This is a genomic window from Streptomyces sp. CB00316, from assembly GCF_001905595.1.
Classification (GTDB): Bacteria; Actinomycetota; Actinomycetes; order Streptomycetales; family Streptomycetaceae; genus Streptomyces.
Genome location: NZ_LIXI01000003.1, coordinates 1 through 22,348, shown reverse-complemented (window position 1 = coordinate 22,348; position 22,348 = coordinate 1). Strand labels below are relative to the sequence as shown.

Here is a 22,348-nt window from a genome sequence, read left to right as displayed (position 1 = left end):
CGCCCCGGCCGCGAGCAGGCGCGGTCGGGGCGGAACCGGGTTCCTGCCGGGGCCGGGGCCGGACAGGCGGTGCGTCCCGGGTGAATGCGGTCACCCGTCGTGAGCGCGCCGCTTGCTGGGCTATGCCGGGAACCTCTCCAGTGCACTGCCGAAACGGTCGACGGCCTCTGTGCGTCCGAAGAGTCCGGGCAGGCCGCCCGTGTGCCAGCAGACTGTCGTCCGACCGGGTGTGACGGTGCCGTCCTCGACCGCCGCGATGAGTCCGGCCATGGTCCTTGCGGTGTAGACAGGGTCCAGCGCGACACCTTCCGTGCGGGCCGCGAGCCGCGGAGCCTCCGCAGCGGATTCGGTGAGCCGGCCGTAGCCGGCACCGACCTGGTCGGAACGGATGCGAAGCCGGTCCCGCAGCCCGGAGCCGGTGAGTTCGCCGACCATGGCGGCCACAGCCGCGGCGGGCTCATCCATCGCACCGGTATCCACACCCAGGACACGGTCGGCGCCCAGCGCGGCGACCAACCCGGCCATGGTGCCGCCCGAGCCCAGCGCCACGACGGCCAGGTCCAGTGAGGGAACCTGGGAAAGCAGTTCCCTGCCGGCCTGCTCGTACCCCAGCGGTCCGCCTCGCATGGTTGGACTGGGGAGCCCCGACCGTGACCAGGGTATCGGCTCCGGCAGCCAGGGCTGTGCCGATCGTGTACTCGAGCTTGCGGACCTTGTGGGCCAACTCGCGAGAGAGACGGACGAGTCAGGGGTCACGCGAATCCTCCAACTGGCATCGTCCAAATGATCACAAGGATCACTCAGGGCAGATCGTACGGTGGCGCCACCGCCGACCTGACAAGCTCGTCCGCCTGCCGTGGCCACCTCCGGCGCGGAGAGGAAAGCTGGGGCGAGGACGCATCGCGACCACGGTCACCGGCAGCCTGTCCGGCGGCTTCGGCGTGGACATGGGCGAGATCTCGGACACCTTCATGACCCTCGCGGTGATCGCTCCGCTCGCCGACGGCCCCATCAGCATCCGCGGCACTCGACGACCCCGGCTGCGTCGCCAAGACCTGCCCCGGCTTCCACCAGGAACTGAACCGGCTCTTCCCGCAGCACGGCCCGGCAGCGACCGCAGGCCCGGCCGCCGGATGAGCAGGCGTCACCACCCGAACGAGAAAAGAGAGGGCAGATGAGCGACATGGCTCAGATAGTGGTCGCCGGCGGCGGCATCGGAGGGCTCGCCACGGCGCTGTCACTGGCCGGGCGAGGACACCGGGTGACGGTGCTGGAGCGCAGTGACACCTTCGCCGAGATCGGCGCGGGCATCCAGCTCGGCCCGAACGCCTTCCACGCCCTGGGCCGGCTGGGCGTGGCCGAGGGCGTACGCGACCGTGCGGTCTTCATCGACGAGTTGCGGTTCATGGACGGCACGACGGATCGGAAGATCGCCGCCATGTCGCTCACCGGCGCCTACCGCGAGCGGTTCGGCAACCCGTACGCGGTGGTGCACCGGGGCGACCTGTACCAGCCGCTGCTGGCCGGCTGCCAGGCGCTGGACGACGTCGAGCTGGTCGCCGGTGCCTCGGTCGCCCGGTACGAGCAGGACGCCTCGACCGTCACCGTGCACACCACGGACGGACGGACGTTCACGGGTGCGGCGCTGATCGGCGCCGACGGCATCCGCTCCACGGTGCGGGCGCAGATGCTCGGCGACGGCGAACCGCGCGTCTCGGGCCACACGATCTACCGTTCGGTCATCCCGATCGAGCGGGTGCCCGAGGAGCTCCGCTGGAACACCGTGACCCTGTGGGCCGGTCCTCGGTGGCACTTCGTGCACTACATCATCGGTGACGGCAAGTACCTCAACCTCGCCGTCACCCGGGACGACGGTGCCCGCGAGGCCGTGGCGGGCCGCCCCGCCGAACGCGACCATGTGCTGGGCCGGTTCCCCGGCCTCGGCAGCACGGCCCGACGCCTTCTGGAGCTCGGTGAGGGATGGCGCGAGTGGGTGCTGTGCGACCGCGATCCGGTCGACGACTGGACCGATGCCCGGGTCGCGCTGACGGGCGATGCCGCCCACCCGATGCTCCAGTACGCGGCCCAGGGGGCGTGCCAGGCTCTTGAGGACGCCGTGGTGCTGGGAGACCTGCTCGCCGATGCCGGCGGTGACGACATCGTGCAGCGCCTGGAGAAGTTCAACGCCGAACGCCGCGAGCGGACCGGCCGGGCCCAGCTGGTCGCCCGGGAGATGGGCACGCAGCTCTACCACCCGGCGGGCGACGCCGCCGCCGCGCGCAACACCATGCTCTCCTCGCTCTCCCAGGACGAGCTGCGGGACAAGGTGTCCTGGCTGCACGGGGAGCAGGACTTCGTCCGGTCACGCTGAGGCCGGCCGGGCCCGGGGGCACGTCACCGTCCGGGCCCGGCCGCCAGGTGCTCCGGCCACCTCTGTGACGGCCCGCCCGGACGGCCGGGCGACCGGCACGGCGGCGCGGCCGGGGCGGTGGTCGCAGGCGCATCCGCAGGTCCCGACGGGTGGCCTGTGCACCTCCTGCGGAGCCCGGCCGGACGGCGATGGTGTGCGGGTAGCCGCAGATGGCTGCCCGACCATGGTTGGAGCGTTGTGAACACGTCTGTCATCAAGGAACGAGACACCTTTGTCACGGTCCCGTTCGGTGAGCGGGCCCACCTGCCGTCCGGTGCCGCGCTGTCCGACGATGTCGTACGGGAACTGTGTGAGGCGCTGTTCTCGGCCTTTCACCGCAAGGACCAACGGCGAAGAGCCGAGCAGTACCTGCGGGGGCTGCTCACCGCGCAGGGCCGCAAGTCGATTCGCAACATCGCCGCGCAGGTGGGCGGCCAGGCCGCGGAGCAGAGCCTGCACCACTTCATCTCCAGTTCCACCTGGGACTGGCGGCCGATGCGGCGGGCGCTCGCCGCCTACCTGGAGCGGACCGCCTCTCCCCAGGCCCTGGTGGTGCGCTCGATGGACATACCGAAGGCGGGCGAGCACTCGGTGGGGGTGGACCGGCTGTTCGCCCCGCAGCTGGGTCATATGTTCCGTGGGCAGCAGGCGTTCGGCGTGTGGTTCGCCTCCGAGGAGGTCAGTGCCCCGGTCAACTGGCGTCTGCTGCTGCCCCACCAGTGGACCAGCGATCCCGCGCGTCGTGACCGCGCGGAAGTGCCGGAGGCCGCCCCGGCCGAAAGCGCGGAGGAGTGCGCCGTCGCCGTCGCGCTGGACAGCGCGCAGTACGGGGGCGGGCCGCGCCGGCCCGTCCTGCTCGACCTGCGGCGCGGCAGTCCGCAGGAGGCGATGGGCCGGCTCTTCGCGGTGGGGGCGCCCGTCCTGGCCCGCGTGAGCGCCTCCGCCCGGGTGAGCGTGGCCAACCGGGCGCTGCCCGGCTACGGGGCCGGTCCCCTGCCCGCCCAGCGGATCGTCGAGATGGTCACGGGGATGCGCCGACCGGTCCGGTGGCTGGACACGGCCGGGCAGTGGGCCGGGCGGACCTCGCTCGCCACGGCGGTCCCGGTCTCGTTCCCCGTACGGCCCGGTGTCCGCCCACGGCCCATGCTGCTGCTCGGGGAGTGGCAGGACCCGGCCCGGCCGCCCGTCCAGTTGTGGCTCACCGACATGACGCACCTGCCCACCGCGCAGCTGCTGCGCACCACCAAGCTGACCCGCCGGGTCGATCAGGATTTCGCCCGGATCGGCGTTCCGGCGGGGCTGCGCGATTTCGTCGGCAGGTCCTTCCGGGGGTGGCACCGCCACATCACCCTCGCCTCCGCGGCCCACGCGGCGGTGGCGCTGACGGCCGGAGACTACCCGATGGACCGCGCGGCCGGCCCGGCGTCCGCCTGACCCGCCGCGGTGTTCGGCTGCTGCTGGAGTACGTCCCGGGCCCGCAGCACCCGCAGGGCGAGCTGGACCTCGAGGGTACGGTCCGGCTGCGCCCACTCGGGGCCGAGGAGTTCGGAGATCCGCTCCAGCCGGCGCGAGACGGTGTTGGGGTGCACATGCAGGGCCTCGGCGGCATTGGTCGGGCTGCTGCCCGCCGCGAAGAACGCCTCCAGGGTGGCGACGAGGTCCGTCTGACGTTCCTGGTCGTGGCCGAGGACCGGGCCGATGGCCGACTCGATGAAGCTGTCCACGTCGTGGTCGTCGGACAGGAGCAGGCCGAGGAAGCCCAGGTCCCGCGCGGAGGCCACACTGCCCGCGCCGTTCAGAGCGGTCAGCACGTCCAGGCAGCGCACGGCCTCCTGGTGCATCCGGCGGATCTCCGCCGGACCTCGGCCGGGGCCCGCGGCACCGACCGAGACGGGGTGGCCGAGCAGCGGGGAGAGCTCGTCGGCGACCGCCCGGGCCACGGCGGAGGCGTCGTCGCCGGGCAGGAGCAGCAGGATGCAGCCGTCGTGCGCCGTCTTGAGACCGGACATCCGGTGGGCGTAGGAGGAGGCCCAGACCAGGGCACGGCCGTGCTCTCCGCCCTCCGGGCGTCCGACCACCAGGACATGGGGCGCGTCCAGGTCGAGGCCGATCCGGTGAGCGCGCTTCGCGAGGTGCCGCAGGCGGTGCGCGGAGCGGCTGGACGTGGCGAGCAGGTCGTCGAAGAGTTCGTCGCGTACGGGCCCCTCGGCCAGTGCCGTGCTGTGCTGGAGCAGGAGCTGGATCGCGAAGGCCTGGGCCGTGAGGTGCAGCAGGCGTTCGTCCTCGCCGACCAGTGCCGTGGCGGGGCGCAGGATCAGGAAGCCCAGGTCCTCCGCGCCGGCGATGACCGGGGCGACCCAGATGTTGCCGGAGGCGGCCACCGCGGTGCGCCGTGTGTGGGCGTCCAGAGCGGTCCTGGCCACGGCTTCCTCGTCGAGGTCCGGTATCTCCCCGCCGCCGGCCAGGAGGCGGCCGGCGGGATCGCGTAGCTGGAGGGTGCCGTCCAGCGCGTCCCCCGCCGCCTTGGCCACGGTGGTGAGGTCGGCTCCGGCGAGCAGCAGGCTCATGGTCCGGCTGTGGGCCTCGTTGAGCTGCTGGAGTCTGACCAGGCTGGTGCGGGTACGCAGACCGTCCAGTTCGAGCTCGTCGACCTCGCCCCGGGCCTGTTCGAGCCGTTCGGCCCGCTCGATGGCCACGGCGGCGAGCATGGCCAGTGAGCAGACCAGCCCGATCTCGTCGGGGCTGAAGTGGCGTATCGCGCGGGTGGCGCCGTACAGCACGCCGACGGGGCTGTTCCCGTTCAGCAGCGGTACGGCCATGAGGGCGTGCAGCCCCTCGGCGCGCACGACATCGGTCTCCTCGCGGGCCTCGATGCCGTCGCCGCCTGGATAGTCGGCCGTCCAGACGGGGGCGCCGGTGGTCAGGGCCCGGTGGCCGAGACCGCGACCGGGGCCGATGCGGAACTCGTTCGCGAGGGCGGTGGTCGACCCTTCCGACGTACGGGCGTACAGCGTGCCGTCCGCGTCCGTCAGCGCGACGCAGGTCATGTCGAAGTTGAGGAGCCGCTTGACCCTCCGGGTGATGACCCGCAGCAGCGCGTCGAGTTCGTAGGGGAAGGTCAGGTCGCGGGCGGTGTCGACCAGGTCGGCGAGGCCGTCCTCGCGCTGGCGGCGTCTTCCCTGTAACGCGTGGACACCGCGGGCCAGCGAGACGGCGCGTTCGAGGCGGGCGATGTCGTCCGGCGCTTCACCGGCCCGGCGCGCGCTCTGCAGTAGCTCCTCGAACCGGCTGGGCGGAGCCTCTTCGGCGAGCAGTTCCAGGACGGTGAGCAGATCCGCTCCACCGGTCCGCGCATTCGTCGTCACGTGCCGATCCCCCCGGTGGCCCCAGTCCCCTTGCCTGGCCGAAACTAGTTTGCCGATGAACTGCCAGTCAATCGGTTACCGGCGGTGATGGCGTCAGGTGGTGGCCGGGCCACCACGGCGGGATGTCGAACGGTGGCTGGAGACCGTACCCGGCCACGGTGGGTGTGTGGTCGGGGAGGGGGCATGCCCCCGAGACAGGACGTCCGGACGCCTCGGCGTCCGGACGTCCGGACATGTGCCGGGCCGGAGTCGTCAGACGGGGCTGGCACTCAGCCCGAACGGCTGCGGCATGCGGACGGGTGCCGCCGCAGGGCGGGGCACACGCGGCTGCGGTGTGCCCCGCCGCAGCCGCTTGTAGGCCTGGAGCACGCGGAAGGGATCGCCCGTACGGCGCAGTTCCGCCATGAGCCCTTCGTACAGCGGCTGACGGGCGCGGAACCGGGACAGGAGCAGCGACAGGTCGGCGTGCAGGGTGTGGTGCCGGCCGAGTTGCATCTCGGTGGCGATCCACTGGTCGAGGGCGCGCCGCCAGGACTGTTCGAGCTGCTCGGCGTGGCCGCGCAGGTGCGGTCCGTGCAGGACACCGGCGTACGGCCCGGCGGTCCACAGGCCCAGCGCGTCGCGCAGCCGGCCGGCCGCGGTCTCGAAGTCCTCGGTCTCCATGGCCCGGTAGCCCGCTCCCGCTGCCCGGGCGAACATCCAGGCGTCGCTCGTGCCGCCGCCGCTGTCGAGGCGGTAGCCGCCCGACCGGCCGGCCAGCACGGTGTCGGCGCTGCGTGGCTCCCGGTGGGTGGAGCCGTGGGGCACCTCCAGCGCGGCGCGGGAGAGGGCGGCGGAGATGAGGTCCCGCAGCTGGCGGATGTGGCGTTCCACGATGTCGGTGGCGTGCTGGGGCGGGTCGACGGGCCAGAGCTCCTCGACGAGGACGACCGTCGGGACCGTGTGGTCGGCCTGGGCCGCCAGCAGCGCGAGGACCTGCCGGACCTGCGCCTCCATCGGTGTGATCGGTATGCCTCCCTCTTCCACGGACAAGATCCCCAGCACCTTCATGTCCATTTTGCCCCCTGTGTACGACCGTCAGGGCATACGGCAGTACACCGCCGTTCCCCACGGCGCTGGTGCACTCCCCTGGCCCCCCACTACAGTTAATAATAGTGGTTTTTTTGTTTTTTGGTGAGGCTCAACCGCTGCTGGAGGACAAGGATCACCGGTACGGCCAGGTTCCTCGTGGCGATGAAGCCACGGAGTCGTGTTCCATCAGCAAAGGGGAATTGTGAAGCAGGCAAGGAGCGCGCGGACGCGCCAGGCTCTGATCGAAGCGGCGGCCGGGGAGTTCGACCGCCACGGGTACGCGGGCTCCTCGCTCGCCCAGATCAGCAAGGCGGCCGGCATCTCCATGGGCGCACTGACGTTCCACTTCTCGTCGAAGGAGGAGCTGGCGGCGACCGTCAGGAGCCGGGGGCACCACGCCACCACCGCGGTGGTGCACCAGGTGTCCGCCACCGAGGCCGCCCCCGCGCAAGCCGTGGTGCAGCTGACCCTGGCCCTGGCCAGGCTGCTGGAGGACGAGGCCGTGGTACGGGCTGCCGCGCGCCTGACGCAGGAGCAGCCGGGTGCCGCCACGGACTGGGACAGCGCCTGGGCACCGACGATCAGCGACTGGCTGCACGCACCGGGCGCGGGGGGCTCCGATCCCGGGGCGTTCTCGAGCCTCGCCACGCTGTTGGTGCTGGGCACGGAGGCCGAGATGCGGCGGCGCGCGACCGCTCCCGCGGCCGGGCACAGCCCGGTCCAACAGCTCTCCCGGGTATGGGAGTTGTCCCTGTCCGGCGCGGTCGCGCCGCACGGCGCGGGGACCGGTGACGGTGTGCCGGGCCGGCCCGCGTGCGGGCACGGCTGAGCGCGGCAAGCCGCCGGCACGCGTTGTGCCGCCGTCGCGCGACGGCGGCACAACGCGTCTTCCGTGAGGCTCAGATGGCGCTGCAACCCCCGTCGACAGCCATGGCGCTGCCGGTGATGAACGAGGCACGTGCGCTGAGGAGGAAAGCGGCCGCCTGGGCGACTTCGGCGGGGTCGGCCAGCCGGTGCTGGATGGCGCGTGCGGCAGCCGCCTGCTCCAGCTGCGGAACCTCCCGCATCACCGTCTCCATCAACTCGGTGCGCGTGCTCCCCACCATGAGGGCGTTCACCCTGATGCCGCGCTCTCCGTACTCCGCCGCCGCGGCCCGGGTCAAGCCCAGGACGGCGTGCTTGGCCGCGACGTAGGGAGCGATCGCGCCGGTGGCGAACAGGCCCGCAATGCTCGACGTGTTCACGATCGCGCCGCCGCCCTCCTGCCCCAGCATCACCGGTATCTGGTACTTGAGGCAGTTCCACACACCGCGGACGTTCGTATCCATGATGCGGTCGTAGACCGCGTCATCCGTTTCGTGCAGCGGGGTGCCGATCGAGCCCCATCCGGCGTTGTTGAAGGCCGCATCGAGCCGGCCGAAGGCGTCCACCGCACCGGCGACGGCCCGCTCGACGTCGCCGGCCGTCGTGACGTCGCCGGCCGTCACCAGCGCCCGGCCGCCACCGGCCTCGATCTCCTCGGCGAGCGCCGACAGCTTGTCCTTGCGGCGCGCCATCAGCACCACCGACGCACCCTCGGCGGCGAAAAGCCGGGCGGCCGCCGCACCTATGCCGCTGGAAGCTCCCGTGATCATGACGGTCCTGCCGTGCAGCAGGCCCTGCGTATCTCCCATTGACGTCCCCTTGCTCTCCATCAACCCCCCCGATCACGTAGCTGATCAGGAAATACGTGGGACACCGTAGCCGCGCCGCATGCCGTGCCGACCGGTCAGGACGGGCTGCGACCCGTACCGGCGCACGGCGTCACCGGCCCCTCCCCCGGTCCTCGCCGAACTCCAGCTTCTTCGCGGCGCTCGGCACGGCGATGCCGGGGAGCAGGACCCGCCACATCTCCTCGACGCGGTGCGGAAGGTCCGCGCGTCCCGACTCCATCTGGGCGTGCATCTGCGCGCCCGTACAGGTACTGACGACGAGACGGGCGATCGCCTCGATGTCGGCTCCGGCCCGCAGTTCACGCCTGCGCTCGGCGACCTGGAAGTCCGTGAGCAGTATCTGCGTCCACTGCTGGTGGGAGTTCTCCTCCGGCGGGACGAACTGCTCCTGGTCCATCACCAGCCGCGCTCCCGCGATCAGCACCGGGTCGTCCAGCAACTGGTAGGCCCAGGTCAGGGTCACATCGACAGCATGCTGCAGGCCCTGCGAGGCCTGCGGCGGAACGACGAGCTTCGGCTGCTCGGCGACGATCAGCCGGGCCAGCTCCTCCTTGGACTTGAAGTGGAAGTACACGGCACCCAGGGTCAGACCGGCCCGGTCGGCGATCTTCGTGACGCTGGCCCCGGCGAACCCGCACTCTCCGAAGACCTCCGCACCCGCGCGGATGAGGGCTGCACGGGTACGTACCGCTCTGTCCTGCTTCACGGTCCGCGTCACTTAGGCCCGCTCCCTCCATCGGTCTCGACAAGAAAAAAAGTATTCTCTACTTTATAGCTCTCAGGTGATGCGGCCGCACCTCCTGCAGTCCGTACGAAGTTCCAGGGGAGAGAACTCGTCATGGCACTCTGCACAGTCACCGAGAGACGCGGCACCACCGACGCACCGACCGGGGGGTTCGACCAGGGGTTGGCGCGCAAGACGGACTCCACGGAGGCTCTCGTCACCTCGTGGCGGAGAATCTCCGACACTACTCAGACGGTCACCGTACGGTGGCCCCAGCAGCACAGCTTCTACACAGAATCTGCGCACTACAGCCCTCTGTTGGTCATAGAGAGCCTGCGCCAGGCGCTGGCCGTGCTGACCCACACGGTGCACGACATCCCGCTCAGCCACCGGCTCGGGTGGGAGCACATACGCTCCACCGTCGACCCCGACGCCCTGGGGGTCGGTCCGACGTCCCCCTCCGTGGAACTCACCATCACCCACACCAAGGTGAAGCGGCGCCCCGGCGGCTCCGTCCACCTGGCCTCCCATGTCGAGGCCACCCGCGACGGCGTCGCGCTGGGGGAGGCCGAGCTGCTCTACACCACGCATCCGCCCGCCATCTACAACCGTCTGCGGGGGCGCTACGCGGACGCGCGACAGGCCTTCGCCCAGGCGCTCCCCCTCACACCGCCGGTGGCGCCCGCCCATGTGGGGCGCAGCAGTGCGCGGGATGTGGTGCTGTCCCCGACGAGCACCGCCCATCAATGGCAGCTGCGGGTCGACACCACGCACACCGTGCTGTTCGACCACCCGCACGACCACGTCCCCGGCATGGTGCTGCTGGAGGCGGCCGACCAGATCGCACGCGCCGAGGCCCAGCCGCAGGCCGCGATCCCGGTGGCCTTCGATACCACCTTCCACCGCTACGTCGAGTTCGACCGGCCCTGCATCCTCACGGCCGAGCCCGTCGAACCCGACGCCCAGGGCCGTGCGCGCGCCCTGGTCAGCGCTTCCCAGGCCGACCAGGTGGTCTTCCGGACCACCGTGACCACCGAGCCCAGCGGCACGCACTAGACAGCCGACGGCACCACCCCGAGCAGCCGCTTGCCGGCCGGTGTCCCCGGCGGGCAGGCGGCTGTCGCCACGCACACGCCTCGCCGTGAGCCATGGCCGTCGCCCGAGGACGTCAGCCGGTCCTGGCCTCGGCCAGCAGCTCCTCGATCCGGGTCAGCTCCTCCTCGGTGAACTCCAGGTTCCGCACGGCCTCCACGCTGTTCTCCAGCTGGGTGACGCTGCTCGCGCCGACCACGGCCGAGGTGAGGCGGCCGCCGCGCAGCACCCACGCCAGGGCCAGCTGGGCGAGGGACTGCCCGCGCTCCTTCGCCAGGGCGTCCAGGGCGCGCAGCCGCCCCACCAGCTGGGGCGTGAGGGCGTCGGACGTCAGGAAGGGGCTGTCGCCCGCCGCCCGGGAGCCGGCCGGGATGCCGTTCAGGTAGCGGTCGGTGAGGATGCCCTGCTCCAGCGGGGAGTAGGCGATGGAGCCGACGCCCAGCTCGTCCAGCGCGGTGAGCAGCCCGCCCTCGGGGCGGCGGTCGAGCATCGAGTAGCGCGGCTGGTGGATGAGCAGGGGCGTGCCCAGATCCTTGAGGATCGCGGCGGCCTCCCGGGTCTCCTCGGCGGAGTAGTTGGAGAGGCCGACGTAGAGGGCCTTGCCCTGGCGTACGGCGGTGTCGAGCGCGCCCATCGTCTCTTCGAGCGGGGTGTCGGGGTCGGGACGGTGGGAGTAGAAGATGTCGACGTACTCGACGCCCAGGCGCTTCAGGCTCTGGTCCAGGGAGGAGCGCAGGTACTTCCGCGAGCCCCACTCCCCGTACGGGCCGTCCCACATGTGGTAGCCGGCCTTGGTGGAGATGACGAGCTCGTCGCGCAGCTTCGCGAAGTCACCGGCGAGCGCACGACCCAGGGCGAGTTCGGCGGAGCCGGGCGGCGGGCCGTAGTTGTTGGCCAGGTCGAAGTGGGTGATGCCCAGGTCGAAGGCGCGGCGCAGGATGCGGCCCTGCTCGTCGGGGGTACGGTCCCCTCCGAAGTTGTGCCAGAGGCCGAGGGAGAGCGCGGGCAGCAGGAGGCCGCTGCGGCCGGTGCGCCGGTAGGGCATGGCGGAGTAGCGGTCGGCGGACGGCAGGTACATACGAGGGCTCCGCGGGGAGAGGGCCGGGGGACGGCCTCCAGGCTTCCGCAGATCGATCCAGCAGTCCAACAGGAGATTCCTCTCGGATTCATCACCTAGAGTCCTCAATCATGGAACTGCGTCAGCTGGAACACTTCGTCGCCGTCGCCGAGGAGCAGCACTTCACCCGCGCCGCCGAGCGCCTCGCCGTCTCCCAGTCCGGGCTCTCCGCCTCCGTACGGGCCCTGGAGCAGGAGCTGCGGACCCCGCTGTTCTCCCGCACCACGCGGACGGTCCGGCTCACCGAGGCGGGGCGGGCGCTGCTGGTGGAGGCGGAGCGAACGCTGGCGGGAGCGCGGGCGGCGCGGGACGCGGTCGATGCCGTACGGGGGCTGCTGCGCGGGACGCTGACCCTGGGCGTCGAGCAGTGCGTGGCGGGGGTGAGCCCGGCCCGGCTGCTGGCCGCGTTCCACCGGGAGCACCCGCAGATGGAGCTGCGGCTGCGCCAGGAGGGGACGAGCAGTCTGCTGGGCGGGGTGGCCGGGGGGCGCCTGGACCTCGCGTTCGCCGCCACGGTCAGCCCGGCGGAGTGGCGCGGGGAGCTGATGCCGCTGGCGCGGGAGGAGATGGTGGTGCTGTGCGCGGCGGGCCACCGGTTCGCCGGGCGGGCCCGGGTGGGGTGGGAGGAGCTGCCGGGTGAGTCGTTCATCGACTTCCACCCGGACTGGGGGCCCCGGCGTGCGGCGGACGAGGCGTTCGCGGCGGCGGGGGCCCGGCGGACGGTGGGCCTGGAGGTGAACGACGTGCACAGCCTGCTGGAGCTGGTGCAGGAGGGGCTGGGGATCGCGGTGGTGCCGCACCACTTCTCCCGCAAGCCGGAGGCGGCCCGGCTGACCGCGGTGGAGGTGGCGCCGGCGGGTGGCCGGCAGGCGGTGTACGAGAGCGTGGTGGTGCTTCCGGCGGCGCGGAGCCTGAGCCCGGGGGCGCGGGCGCTGATGCGGCTGGTGCGGGAGGACGCGGTGCGGGAGGCGGGGGTGGGCTGATCCCTTCGGAGGCTCAGCTCACCCCCGTACGCCTCAGTCCTCGTGGCCCAGTTGGAGGTCCCGTTCCGTGCGGCCGCCGCCCGCCACCTGGAGCACGGTCGCGACCGGCGGATACCCGGCGGCGATCACCGTGTACTCCCCGGACGACAGGTCCACGAACCGGAACGAACCGTCGGGCCCGGTGGTGAGGGTGTCCACCACGTTGCCCGCCGCGTCCAGCAGCGTGACCCGGGCGTCCTCGACCGGCCGGCCGCCGGTGGCCCGGACGACGCCGCGCAGCACGGCCCCGCCCGCCAGCTCGATGTCCTGCCGGGTCTCGCGGGCCGCCTGGACGCTGACCGGGAGGGCGGCGGGGCGGTAGGCGGGGGCGCTGGCGGCGAGGGTGTACTCGCCGGCGACCAGCTCGCTGATGACGTAGCCGCCCTCGCGCCCGGCGCGGGTGGAGGCGACGACCTCGCCGCGTACGTCGGTGAGGGTGACGGCCGCGTCCCGGACCGGCACCCCGTCGGCCGTCAGGACGGACCCGGCGAGCCGTCCGGCCCCACCGAGGACCACGTCCAGTTCTACGGGGCGGTCGCCCACGGTGACGCTGACGGCCTGTGGCTGGTGGCCGCCCGCCGCGGCGATGAGGACGTACCCTGCGGCGCCCGGGACGCTCAGCGCGTACCGCCCGTCCTCGCCGCTGGCCCCGCGCCCGACCTGCCGCCCCTGGACGTCGATGAGTGGGAGGGCGGCCCGCGCCACCTTCGTACCGTCCGGGTGCTGGACGCTGCCGCAGACGGGCACGCCGGAGAGGTAACCCACGCCGGGCTGGGCGGAGTTGGTGCGGGCGGCGGGGATCGGTGAGGGCTCGGTGGCCGCTTCGGGGCTGTGGTGGGACACCAGCGGTTTCTCCTTGAGGAAGAAGGCGAGGATCAGGCCGAGGACGAGCACCGGCACGAGGTAGAGGAAGATGCGCGGCATCGCGTCCACGTACGCCTGGATGTAGGCGTCGCGCAGCGCGGGCTCCATCGCGTGGACGATCTGCGGGGTGATCGACTCGGGCGCGGGCAGCGTGACGCCGCTGGGCAGCCGGAGGTCGAGGGCGTCGGAGAGCCGCCCGGCGAAGAGCGTGCCGAAGATGGCGGCGCCGACGCTGCCGCCGATCTGCCGGAAGTAGTTGTTGGCGCTGGTGGCGGTGCCGAGGTCGGCGGGGCGTACGGAGTTCTGCACGGCGAGCACGAGGACCGACAGGACCAGGCCGATGCCGGTGCCGAGGACGGCCTGCCAGAGGCTGTACTCCAGCCGGGAGGTGCCCCGCTCAAGACCCGAGAGCAGCCACATGCCGACGACGGAGACGGCGCTGCCCACGATGGGATAGACGCGGTAGCGGCCGGTACGGGTGATGAGCTGGCCGGAGACGATCGAGCCGCCGACGATGCCCAGCATCATCGGGAGCATCAGCAGCCCGGACTCGGTGGCGCTGGCCCCGTCCACCATCTGGAGATAGGTCGGCAGATAGCTGGCGGCACCGAAGAGCGCGATGCCGACGACGGCGCCGACCAGGCCGGTGATGTTGAAGACCGAATCGCGGAACAGCCGCAGCGGGATGATCGGTTCGGCCGCGCGGTGCTCGACGGCGACGAAGAGCAGCGTCGTGACGACGGCCCCCGCCGACAGGCCCAGGATGGTGCGCGAGCCCCAGGCGTACTCCGTTCCGCCCCAACTGGTCACCAGGACCAGGCAGGTGGAGGCGACGGCCAGCAACACGGCGCCCAGGACGTCGAGTCGGGGGCGTACGGCGGGCTTGGGGAGCTTCAGCACGACGGCGATCACGGCGAACGTGACCAGCCCGAACGGCACGTTGATGTAGAAGCACCAGCGCCAGGAGGCGTGGTCGGTGAAGAAGCCGCCGAGCAGCGGCCCGGCCACCGAGGCGAGGCCGAAGACCGCGCCGATGAGGCCCATGTAGCGGCCGCGCTCCCGGGTCGGGACGATGTCCGCGATGATCGCCTGGACGCCGATCATGAGACCGCCGCCACCGATGCCCTGGATCGCGCGGAAGGCGATCAGCTCGTCCATGGTCCGCGACCAGCCGGCCAGCGCGGAGCCGATGACGAAGACCACGATCGCGAACTGGAAGACGCCCTTGCGGCCGAAGAGGTCGCCGAGCTTTCCGTAGAGCGGCAGGACGATGGTGGAGGCGAGGAGGTAGGCGGTGACCGCCCAGGACATCTTCTCCAGGCCGTGCAGCTCACCGACGATCTTCGGCAGGGCGGTGGCGACGATCATCTGGTCGAGCGCCGCGAGCAGCAGGGTGAGCATCAGCCCGAGGAAGACCATGCGCACCCGGCGGGGGCTGATCTCCTCGGCCGCCGGGAGCGGGCCCAGGCCGGCAGGTGGCGGTGGTGGCGGCTCTCCCCCGAGAGCCGCCGTACCGTCCGGCTCGTCCTTCACCAGCGTGATACCGCCCACCACGTAACGCTCCCCTTCGTCGCACCTGCGCCGCCCTTTCTCGCATCGCGTGGCAAGGCGGGGCAAACGGGATGAGGGAGGCGCAGGGCGCGTACGAAGGGGTTATGGGCCGGTGGGAGCCGCTACGGCGCACAACCGGCCGCCCCGGAAAACCACCCGTTCCGGTGAGGCCGGCGGACCGGCGGGAGCCGGGCCGTTCGAGGGCCCGGCGTACGAGCGGGACCTACTTCTCGACCTCGGTGGCGAGGTTCTGGAGCAGCTCGTCGTAGATCCGGCCGAGCCCCTTGGGGGCGAAGGTGCGCTCGAAGAAGCCGCCGATGCCGCCCGCGCCGTCCCAGACGGAGGTGACGACGGCCTTGGACCTGCCCTCACCGGCGGGGGTGACGATCCAGGTGGTGACCATGGAGGAGTTGCGGTCCTTCTCGACGAGCTGGCCGTCGGTCGGCTCGGTGACCTCCAGCAGGCAGTCGCGGACGCGCTTGCTGGTCGCCTGGAGCCTCCAGTGGACGAGGGTGCCCTCGCCGTCGCCGCCCTCCCGGACCTCGTACTCGCTGAAGTGCGCGGTCAGCACCTTGCCGCGGACGTCCTTGTAGTCGGCCAGCGCGTCGAACACCGCCTCTGCGTCCGCCGCGATGATCCGCTCCGTGGTGGCCTCGACCTGCGCCATGGCTGTTCCTCCAGCAGTCCGTAATTCCGGGGGGTGAGCTGAGCCAACCACCTCGGGTGCGCCGTTCAAAATCGGGGTCGGCGGACCGGTCCGCACGATCAAGGGAACAAGTGTTCTATTCTGTGGCCAGTGCTACCGAGGAGGCGTCCATGCGCTGGGACAATCTGGTCGAAAACAGCCCCATGACCGGCAACAGCGCGCTCTTCGCCGCGGACGCGGTGACCACGCGCACCTTCGACACCCCGGAATTCCGGGGCATCACGTTCCACGAGATCCGGGCCCGTTCGATCCTGAACCGGGTGCCCGGGGCCTCGCGGATGCCGTTCGAATGGACGGTGAACCCCTACCGGGGCTGCTCGCACGCCTGCTTGTACTTCACTGCATGACCCTATTGAGCCCGGGAGGGCCGATGCTCAGCACTCCGAAAGCGGACAGGGCCTGGAAAGCCATGACAAAGTCATTCCCGGCTCCGGAGGCGCCAGGCCAGCATGCCGCCCCGAGCGAGGCGGAGAGGACGGCTTACACCGTGCTGCTGCGTGAACCGACTGCGCGCTCAGGCGGCGCCGACGCGAGTCAGTGGCTGCTGCTGCGCGACCGCACAGCGAAGCGCCTGTAACGACGCACCAGCAGCAGCCACTTCGGGAACACGTCAGTCGCCCAAGACGCCGTCGAGGCGGTCCTGCACCGGCCTGTACAGGCCGGTGCCGAACCAGCCCGCGGACCATCGCCCCGCGAGCCCCGGACAGCCCCTGCGGCTCCCGTGATGCTCACCGCGGCGCCTCCGTGTGGACGCTCAGGTCAGCGTTGGCCGCCTGTGTCGTCGTGCTCTTCGTCGACTGGGAGTGGCCGCCGGTCGCCCCCGGGGTTCTCGCTACAGATGACCGCGGAGGATGCTTCTCGGAAGTTGCACCTGAGCCGCTGTTCTGACGGCGCATCATATCGTGGGAAGGCCGGGTGACCGGCCCTCCCACCCGCAGATACGTCGGCGTCGCCGGCGGGGTCAGCCCATCCCCGGGAGCGGCTCGATCCGTACCGATCGCGGATCGAACGGCGCCCTGCCCGGACGGCCGGGCAGGAGCGTTACCGTGGCCAGCGTTACGACGACCGCGCGCTGCCGGTCCAGCGTCAGATCCTTCCAGGCCTTGATGGGATCTTCGGCGGTCACGATGTCCACCAGGATGCGCGACCGCTGCGGGTGCGCCATCTGCGTCTCGACGTCAGCCAGCCGGGCCTTGTTGAATGCCTTCCAGATCGCCTTCGAAGGCCGGCTCACCCCGGCCGCCCACTGACCCCTTACAAGAACTGGATCAGCCCTCTACTGGACACACCCCTTGGCAGCAAGCAGCGTTCCACGGAGACGGTGACGGGCGACGTGCTGATGGGCGTACGCCTGTATAACCCGTCGACCGGACGATTCCTGCAGTCGGACCCCGTGTACGGCGGCTCGGCGACGGCCTACGACTACGTCAACCAGGATCCGGTCAACAGCTACGACCTCAACGGGCAGCGACGCTGGGTGCGCAAGTGCGGCACCGATTGGGGCTGGAGGGGGTACTCCTTCTGGTGCAAGTTCTACGTCACCCGTTACCACACGGAGATCCTCAAGGACGACATCAGCACCATGGGGGCTGCGGGCGCAGCCGTCGCCGAGGCGTACATGTGCTCCAAGCTCATACACCCCGTGGCTGCCGGGGCATGCACGGCCTACGCCTGGGCTTACACCTGGTGGTCAGTCAACAACATCAACGCGGCTGTCAAGCGGGGAGGTTGTTTCACCTGGAAGTTCGGAGCCACCTTGGGCCACGGAGTCTACGGTTGGGCACGTCCCGGCAACGTGAGCAAGAAAAACAAGTACTGCAAGCGCAAGTAGCGAGTCGGTGACTTCCCAGCATTGACTTGACGGGTGCCGGTGGTGTCCACGACACCACCGGCACCCGACCCAACTGTCCACTGAATCGAAGGCGTCATGCTGAATCGTCCAGGCCTCCCTGCTGTTCCGCGCTCACCGGGCGCCGAGGTCACTTTCCGGCTGGGTACTCTCCAGATCGCGCTCCCCGTCCTTGTCGGCACGTTGGTCGGCAGCGGCCTGGTCTACGCGGCCTCGGCGGCAACTTCATCACCGATGCAACCCACCGAGCTCATCCAATGCCTTGTGGCTGCTGCGATTGCCACCGTGGTGATTCCTCTGCTGTCACGCCGCTACGGAGTGACAATCACTCGGGATGTCCTCATCGTCCTCGGAGACCGCCGCTCCCAGATAGCACGCGAGGACGTCCACGGAATCGAAGTACGAAGCACCCTGGGCGTACGGCAAGTATCGATAATTCTCAAGAGCGGTGGGCGAGCATCGCTGCGTGCTCCCATGTCACTCGCTGACCGACGCTTCGAGGAAAAAGTACGGATTCTCGATGACTGGTGCAGTGAGGGGCCCATAGCGGGCACTGATGAACCTCGGTGATCCCAAAAGGCATCGACCCCCGGCACTGCCCCCCGTTATGGTTTTCGCGGTCCTGCAATGGGGCCGCTGGCCTCCGGGCCCGGTATGACTGTGTCCCCTCTGTCGAACGGATGACCTGGGGGGTGAAGTTCCCCGTGATCCTGGACACTCGTTCGTTATCCCACGAGGGCGTGTTGATGCCGCTGCCTGGTCTCGGCCGGGGTGAGGTACCCGAAGATCTTGTGCTTGCGCAGGCGGCGGCGGTTGTAGAAGGTCTCGATGAAGGTGAAGACCTCGGCGCGGGCGGTGGCCCGGTCGGGCCAGGTCCGGATTCCGATCTCTTCCTTGAGCAGGGCCCAGAAACTCTCCGCAGCTGCGTTGTCGAAACACGATCCGGTGCGTCCGCAGCTCTGCCGCAGCCCCAACTCCTTTATTCGATAACTTAATTGCGCCGATGTGTACTCAACTGCCCCGAACAGTCGGCTGACCGACGCCACCTGCCCGCCCACGATCCGAAGGACCCCGGAGAACCCGGCAGTAGCGCCGGGACTCCGCCGCGCCCTGACAGCGAAAGCGTCCCGCCCGCCCAACAGTTGATGATCACGGACGCCGCATCGTCACAACCGAAAGAGTGAGACTGACAGCCCGTCGGCCGACTGGGCGCCGGGAACCCCGGGCTCGGGGTTCCCGGTCCCTGCCCGGACGGCCTCGAGCGGGGGTGTTAAGGCCAAATTTTGACCATAAGGTCTGTTTCAAGCTATTGGATCATTGTGCGACGTATGAGGTGGTCTGTTCTTGTGTAGGTTGCGGGTGTGTCGGTCGTGGAGCATCTGCGGTCGCGCACTTCGAGAGGCTTCCTCATGCGCTTCATGCGCACCCCTGCTCTTTCCCGGACTCTCCTGGTCTCCGTGATCGCTGTGGCCGGTCTCACCGCCGCCCCTGCCCTGGCTTCCGCGTCGGCCCGTGCCGAGACGGGCAGCGTCCGGGCTGTGGGCGGGTTCAGCCTCCTGGGTCTTCCGGGAGGTAATGGGGCTAACGGTGTGGGCACCGGTGGTGGGATCGGTGGTCTGGGCGGTACCGGTGGCGCGGCCGGTGCCAACGGGAACGGTGGCACCGGGGGTGACGGCGGCAACGCGAGCGGCAGCGCCAGTGTCGGTGGCGCGGGCGGTGCCGGCGGCGCCGGGGGTGCCAACGGCAATGGCGGTATCGGCGGTTCCGGGGGCGGGGCCGCCCTGGGCGGTACCGGGGGTAAGGGCGGTGTGGGCGGTGTGGGCAACGCGGGTTCCGGTATCGCCGGCGGCAAGGGCGGCGACGGGGGAGCGTCCACGGTCGGCGGCGGTCACAAGGGCGGTGCCGGCGGTGCGGGTGGCGCGGCCAGCCCGGTGTGTCCCGGCAAGCCCGGCGGCAACGGCACTGCCGCCACGTTCACTGCGGACGGCACCACCGGTGCCACCGGCGCCGCCGGAAACTCCACCCTTCCCTGCTGAACCGACCCTCACGGGGATTGCCGAGCCAGCTCCCGCAGGACGACACGCATCCCTCGGCGCCGCCCCGCCCCTGCAGACGCTGTAAGGGCGGGGCGGTTCCGTTCTGACGGCCCGGCCCGGAGGCTTGCCCGCCCGCACGGTATGCCTGACAACGAGATGCCTGGGTGCCGCGAAGTTTCGTCTCCCAGGGCCGGGATGGCGGCACTCCCCGCAGGGGCCGGTGTCCTGCGCATCCACCGCCGAGCCACGCATCTCGTAGGCGACGGCCGGCCCGATTCATGTTTCCCTGGCTCGGCAACGTGCCGGGGGAACCGCCCCCACCGTTCAGAGAAGACTGCCCTGCTCGCAGCCCTGCCCGGCGCCGTGACCTGGCCGCCTATGACGAGCTGAAAAGGGCTGTCCCACTGGAAACAGTCCGGAATTTCGCCGACTGCCTCCGGCCGTGTGGCACGGAAACCGGTTCGGGAAACGGATGTTCCCCATTTGGTTCCGCACCGGCCTGATGCAGTGACCCGCACTAACCCGCGCTTTACCCAAGTCTGAGGAAACCCCGTCATGAACAGGAACCAGACCACAGCGCTCCTCGCCCTGCCCACGCTCTTCGCCGGCGCAGCACTCCTGCTCGGCTCTCCCGCCGCGGCCTCCGCTCTCGCCTGCACTGCCGGGACCGCGGGCGTTGCCGGAGCCAACGGCAACTCCTCCCATCCCAACGGCTTTCCCGGCACCGCGGGCGGCCCCGCGACCGGAACCGGGGACTGCGCCGGCGGTGCGGGGGGTCCCGGCGGCAACGGTGTCCTGGGCGGGGCCGGCGGTAGGGGCGGCAACGGCGGTGCCGGCCTCGGCAGCGGTTCCGGTGGGGCAGGTGCTCTCGGCGGCAACGCCGGCCCCAACGGCGCCGCGGGTGGCAACGGCGGCACCGGCGCGGCCGGGGGCCTGACTGGCGCCGGCGGCGCGGGCGGAGCAGGCGGAGCGGGCACCCACGGGGGTGCGGGTGGCATCGGCGGCATCGGCGGCAACTCCGGGGCCAACGCCGGCGCAGGTGGCCGCGGCGGCCTCGGCGGCGCCGGGGGATCAGACGGGGGTGCGGGCGGCAACGCGGGCGACGGCGGCATCGGCCACGGCGGCGGTGCGGGCGGTAACGGTGGCCGCGGCGGCATCAACAGTTCTGGCAACGGCGGCAAGGCCGGCAAGGCCGGAAACGGCGGCAACGGCGGCAACGGCAGCTCCGGCGGTGCCTACCCGGGCGGTGCCGCGGGCATCGGCGGGGCGGGGGGCCTGAGCTCCGGAGGCATCCTCAACTTCGGCGGCAAGGGCGGCAACGGGGGCAACGGCGGCGCCAAGTCGGGCGCCAGCGCCGATGGCGCCTGCGGCAACGGCGGCGCCGGCGGCAACGCCACCGGGGGCCTCCTCTTCCGCGGCGGGACCGGCGGAACCGGCGGAACCTCCGGCCTGGGCAGCCCCTGCGCGAACGGGGCCAACGGAACACCGTGACCCGCCGCGACCGGTGCCCCGCGCCATCCCTCGGCCAAGGACACCCCGTGCGGGTCCCAGGGTGTAACGGCCGGGACCCGCACCACCTCGCCGCTGAGAGCCAGCTCGCCGGCTCTCAGCGGCGAAGCGTACCCAGATCTGGCATGCGCACGGACCGGGGCCAACGCTGAGAAGCGACGCCTGCTCCTCGACATCTCCGGCTGCACAGTTCCCGTCCCCGGCGCCGAAGCCCATCAGGACGTACGTGACGGTCGTCGGCCCGGCATCGCCCAACCGGTGCACTTGGGTCAGGCAGTGTCACCGATCCACAGGAACGGTCCTTCGCCATCAGCCTCGATGGGGCTGTAGAGCGCCCGGCCGCCGGCTCCGCACAAGCCCCGGTCCGTGATCAGGAGTGCACCTTCCGCCCGCTGCTCGCCGGACCAGCCGGTGACGTCGAGAAGCCGCCCGTCGAGGGGGCCGCCCACCAGGTCCACGAACGCCTGCCCCCGGGGTCGGCCCGCACTGCTCGTCATCGTATGCCGTACACCCGTCGTACATTCTTCCCGCTCATCCCCTAGCCTGGCCCCCCGCCCCAGCTACCCAGCAAACGAGTGCACGAGCGCAAGCTGGTGACGGAGCTCGGAGAGTGCGTGCCCGCGGGTGTGGCCCTGTACGAGCCGAGCCCCGGCGAGCGGCGCCGCCGGGACTGGTCGCCATCGTTTAGCGGATCGGCTCTGGGCCGACTGATGGTTTTCGCCGTCACGCCGTGGCCTTGTTCGTGACCGGATTCACCATCAGGAGGGCGGCGTGCACGACGGCCGCGATAGAAGCTGCCGGGTTGGGGGCTGCCGCGCGGTGTCCCGGGCGGGCACCCAGCCGACCAGGGGCCTTGACCCCGGATTTTGAACACGTCTATGCGGCTTGGGTCAGGGTAGTTGCAGCTGGCTGGAGGTCGTTCTCGTAGGCGATCGGGGACTGGTGGCCGAGGCGGGAGTGCCGGCGGCGGGTGTTGTATCGGGTCAGCCAGCGGAACGCGTCGAGCCTGGCCTCGCGCTCGCTCGACCAGGCTTTGCGGCCTTTGAGCGTCTCCCTCTTGAAGGCGGCGTTGAAGCTTTCTGCGGCGGCGTTGTCGGCGCTGGATCCGATCGCGCCCATGCTCTGCCGGACCCCGGCTGACCTGCAGATTTCAGCGAAGGCCCTGCTCGAATATTGACCGGATTCAACCGGTCGTTGCAACACCAGCTTGTTGAAGCAATTGTAGCTGGTCGTTGAACGCCTCGGCGGGTGTCTTCCAACCGAGCGTCTTGCGGGGTCTGTTGTTGAGAGTGTGAGCCACGGCCTCGACTTCCTCGGCGG

Annotated in this window: 18 protein-coding genes and 3 pseudogenes; 9 read left to right on the top strand and 12 right to left on the bottom strand. The window is 70.9% G+C overall.

Translation table 11 applies throughout. The annotated features are described in order from the left end of the window. Positions 1–120: 120 nt before the first annotated feature. On the bottom strand, positions 121–627 hold the full coding sequence (locus tag AMK21_RS08245) for a pyridoxal-phosphate dependent enzyme (protein ID WP_073875731.1): 507 nt from the start codon (positions 625–627) through the stop codon (positions 121–123). Between the two features lie 556 nt (positions 628–1,183). Between AMK21_RS08245 and AMK21_RS08240 the strand changes: the two genes are divergently transcribed. Then, on the top strand, positions 1,184–2,371 hold the full coding sequence (locus AMK21_RS08240; protein ID WP_073876727.1) for a 3-hydroxybenzoate 6-monooxygenase: 1,188 nt from the start codon (positions 1,184–1,186) through the stop codon (positions 2,369–2,371). A gap of 237 nt (positions 2,372–2,608) precedes the next feature. Further along, the gene (locus tag AMK21_RS08235) at positions 2,609–3,844 is read left to right on the top strand and encodes a transposase (protein ID WP_073875729.1); all 1,236 of its coding nucleotides are present in this window, start codon (positions 2,609–2,611) and stop codon (positions 3,842–3,844) included. Here the strand turns inward: AMK21_RS08235 and AMK21_RS08230 are convergent. Continuing rightward, positions 3,805–5,775: a helix-turn-helix domain-containing protein gene (locus tag AMK21_RS08230; RefSeq protein WP_073875727.1), complete on the bottom strand. Its 1,971-nt coding sequence runs from the start codon at positions 5,773–5,775 to the stop codon at positions 3,805–3,807. The two genes, AMK21_RS08235 and AMK21_RS08230, sit on opposite strands and share 40 nt — an antisense overlap. Positions 5,776–6,027: 252 nt before the next feature. Continuing rightward, positions 6,028–6,801, bottom strand: a complete 774-nt coding sequence (locus AMK21_RS08225; RefSeq protein WP_234421893.1) for an AfsR/SARP family transcriptional regulator — start codon at positions 6,799–6,801, stop codon at positions 6,028–6,030. 247 nt (positions 6,802–7,048) lie between these two features. Here AMK21_RS08225 and AMK21_RS08220 point away from each other — a divergent pair, with 247 nt between their 5' ends. Beyond that, positions 7,049–7,675, top strand: a complete 627-nt coding sequence (locus AMK21_RS08220; RefSeq protein ID WP_234421870.1) for a TetR/AcrR family transcriptional regulator — start codon at positions 7,049–7,051, stop codon at positions 7,673–7,675. A 70-nt stretch (positions 7,676–7,745) separates the two neighbouring features. On the opposite strand, the gene AMK21_RS08215 is transcribed toward AMK21_RS08220, so the two are convergent. Continuing rightward, a complete protein-coding gene (locus AMK21_RS08215) occupies positions 7,746–8,519 on the bottom strand; it encodes an SDR family NAD(P)-dependent oxidoreductase (RefSeq protein ID WP_073875723.1) in 774 nt (257 codons plus the stop codon). 130 nt (positions 8,520–8,649) lie between these two features. Beyond that, positions 8,650–9,276, bottom strand: coding sequence for a ScbR family autoregulator-binding transcription factor (locus AMK21_RS08210; RefSeq protein WP_073875721.1), 627 nt, complete (start codon positions 9,274–9,276; stop codon positions 8,650–8,652). Between the two features lie 120 nt (positions 9,277–9,396). Between AMK21_RS08210 and AMK21_RS08205 the strand changes: the two genes are divergently transcribed. After that, the gene (locus tag AMK21_RS08205) at positions 9,397–10,338 is read left to right on the top strand and encodes a ScbA/BarX family gamma-butyrolactone biosynthesis protein (RefSeq protein WP_234421869.1); all 942 of its coding nucleotides are present in this window, start codon (positions 9,397–9,399) and stop codon (positions 10,336–10,338) included. Between the two features lie 112 nt (positions 10,339–10,450). On the opposite strand, the gene AMK21_RS08200 is transcribed toward AMK21_RS08205, so the two are convergent. Beyond that, on the bottom strand, positions 10,451–11,452 hold the full coding sequence (locus AMK21_RS08200; protein ID WP_073875719.1) for an aldo/keto reductase: 1,002 nt from the start codon (positions 11,450–11,452) through the stop codon (positions 10,451–10,453). Positions 11,453–11,562: 110 nt separating this feature from the next. Between AMK21_RS08200 and AMK21_RS08195 the strand changes: the two genes are divergently transcribed. Next, on the top strand, positions 11,563–12,474 hold the full coding sequence (locus AMK21_RS08195; protein ID WP_073875717.1) for a LysR family transcriptional regulator: 912 nt from the start codon (positions 11,563–11,565) through the stop codon (positions 12,472–12,474). 33 nt (positions 12,475–12,507) lie between these two features. On the opposite strand, the gene AMK21_RS08190 is transcribed toward AMK21_RS08195, so the two are convergent. Together AMK21_RS08190 and AMK21_RS08185 are read right to left on the bottom strand one after the other, a co-directional pair. After that, a complete protein-coding gene (locus tag AMK21_RS08190; RefSeq protein WP_073875715.1) occupies positions 12,508–14,931 on the bottom strand; it encodes an MFS transporter in 2,424 nt (807 codons plus the stop codon). Positions 14,932–15,151: 220 nt separating this feature from the next. Then, positions 15,152–15,595: an SRPBCC family protein gene (locus AMK21_RS08185; protein WP_073875714.1), complete on the bottom strand. Its 444-nt coding sequence runs from the start codon at positions 15,593–15,595 to the stop codon at positions 15,152–15,154. 149 nt (positions 15,596–15,744) lie between these two features. Here AMK21_RS08185 and AMK21_RS08180 point away from each other — a divergent pair. Beyond that, positions 15,745–15,969: pseudogene (locus tag AMK21_RS08180) on the top strand (radical SAM protein); the annotation flags it as partial. A gap of 626 nt (positions 15,970–16,595) precedes the next feature. Here the strand turns inward: AMK21_RS08180 and AMK21_RS08175 are convergent. Continuing rightward, a complete protein-coding gene (locus tag AMK21_RS08175) occupies positions 16,596–16,868 on the bottom strand; it encodes a hypothetical protein (protein ID WP_199863171.1) in 273 nt (90 codons plus the stop codon). Between the two features lie 57 nt (positions 16,869–16,925). On the opposite strand from AMK21_RS08175, the pseudogene AMK21_RS08170 reads away from it, so the two are divergent. Next, positions 16,926–17,465 (top strand): annotated as a pseudogene (locus AMK21_RS08170) (RHS repeat-associated core domain-containing protein); the annotation flags it as partial. A gap of 743 nt (positions 17,466–18,208) precedes the next feature. Here the strand turns inward: AMK21_RS08170 and AMK21_RS08165 are convergent. Continuing rightward, positions 18,209–18,541, bottom strand: coding sequence for an integrase core domain-containing protein (locus AMK21_RS08165; RefSeq protein WP_158070706.1), 333 nt, complete (start codon positions 18,539–18,541; stop codon positions 18,209–18,211). Positions 18,542–19,072: 531 nt separating this feature from the next. On the opposite strand from AMK21_RS08165, the gene AMK21_RS35045 reads away from it, so the two are divergent. Then, positions 19,073–19,519 carry a hypothetical protein gene (locus AMK21_RS35045; RefSeq protein WP_073875712.1) on the top strand — a complete coding sequence of 149 codons (447 nt, stop codon included), beginning with the start codon at positions 19,073–19,075 and terminating at the stop codon, positions 19,517–19,519. A 555-nt stretch (positions 19,520–20,074) separates the two neighbouring features. Next, on the top strand, positions 20,075–21,010 hold the full coding sequence (locus tag AMK21_RS35040) for a hypothetical protein (RefSeq protein WP_073875710.1): 936 nt from the start codon (positions 20,075–20,077) through the stop codon (positions 21,008–21,010). A gap of 287 nt (positions 21,011–21,297) precedes the next feature. Here the strand turns inward: AMK21_RS35040 and AMK21_RS08150 are convergent, their stop codons facing one another. Continuing rightward, positions 21,298–21,525 carry a hypothetical protein gene (locus tag AMK21_RS08150; RefSeq protein ID WP_073875708.1) on the bottom strand — a complete coding sequence of 76 codons (228 nt, stop codon included), beginning with the start codon at positions 21,523–21,525 and terminating at the stop codon, positions 21,298–21,300. Positions 21,526–21,904: 379 nt separating this feature from the next. Beyond that, positions 21,905–22,204, bottom strand: a pseudogene (locus AMK21_RS08145) (integrase core domain-containing protein); the annotation flags it as partial. Between the last annotated feature and the right edge of the window lie 144 nt (positions 22,205–22,348).

Bases quoted from the DNA above. Each gene is read 5' to 3' on its own strand.
- AMK21_RS08245 (WP_073875731.1), bottom strand. From the start codon at position 627: ATGCGAGGCGGACCGCTGGGGTACGAGCAGGCCGGCAGGGAACTGCTT.
- AMK21_RS08240 (WP_073876727.1), top strand. From the start codon at position 1,184: ATGGCTCAGATAGTGGTCGCCGGCGGCGGCATCGGAGGGCTCGCCACG.
- AMK21_RS08215 (WP_073875723.1), bottom strand. From the start codon at position 8,519: ATGGGAGATACGCAGGGCCTGCTGCACGGCAGGACCGTCATGATCACG.
- AMK21_RS08205 (WP_234421869.1), top strand. From the start codon at position 9,397: ATGGCACTCTGCACAGTCACCGAGAGACGCGGCACCACCGACGCACCG.
- AMK21_RS08200 (WP_073875719.1), bottom strand. From the start codon at position 11,452: ATGTACCTGCCGTCCGCCGACCGCTACTCCGCCATGCCCTACCGGCGC.
- AMK21_RS08195 (WP_073875717.1), top strand. From the start codon at position 11,563: ATGGAACTGCGTCAGCTGGAACACTTCGTCGCCGTCGCCGAGGAGCAG.
- AMK21_RS08185 (WP_073875714.1), bottom strand. From the start codon at position 15,595: ATGGCGCAGGTCGAGGCCACCACGGAGCGGATCATCGCGGCGGACGCA.
- AMK21_RS35040 (WP_073875710.1), top strand. From the start codon at position 20,075: ATGAACAGGAACCAGACCACAGCGCTCCTCGCCCTGCCCACGCTCTTC.
- AMK21_RS08150 (WP_073875708.1), bottom strand. From the start codon at position 21,525: ATGACGAGCAGTGCGGGCCGACCCCGGGGGCAGGCGTTCGTGGACCTG.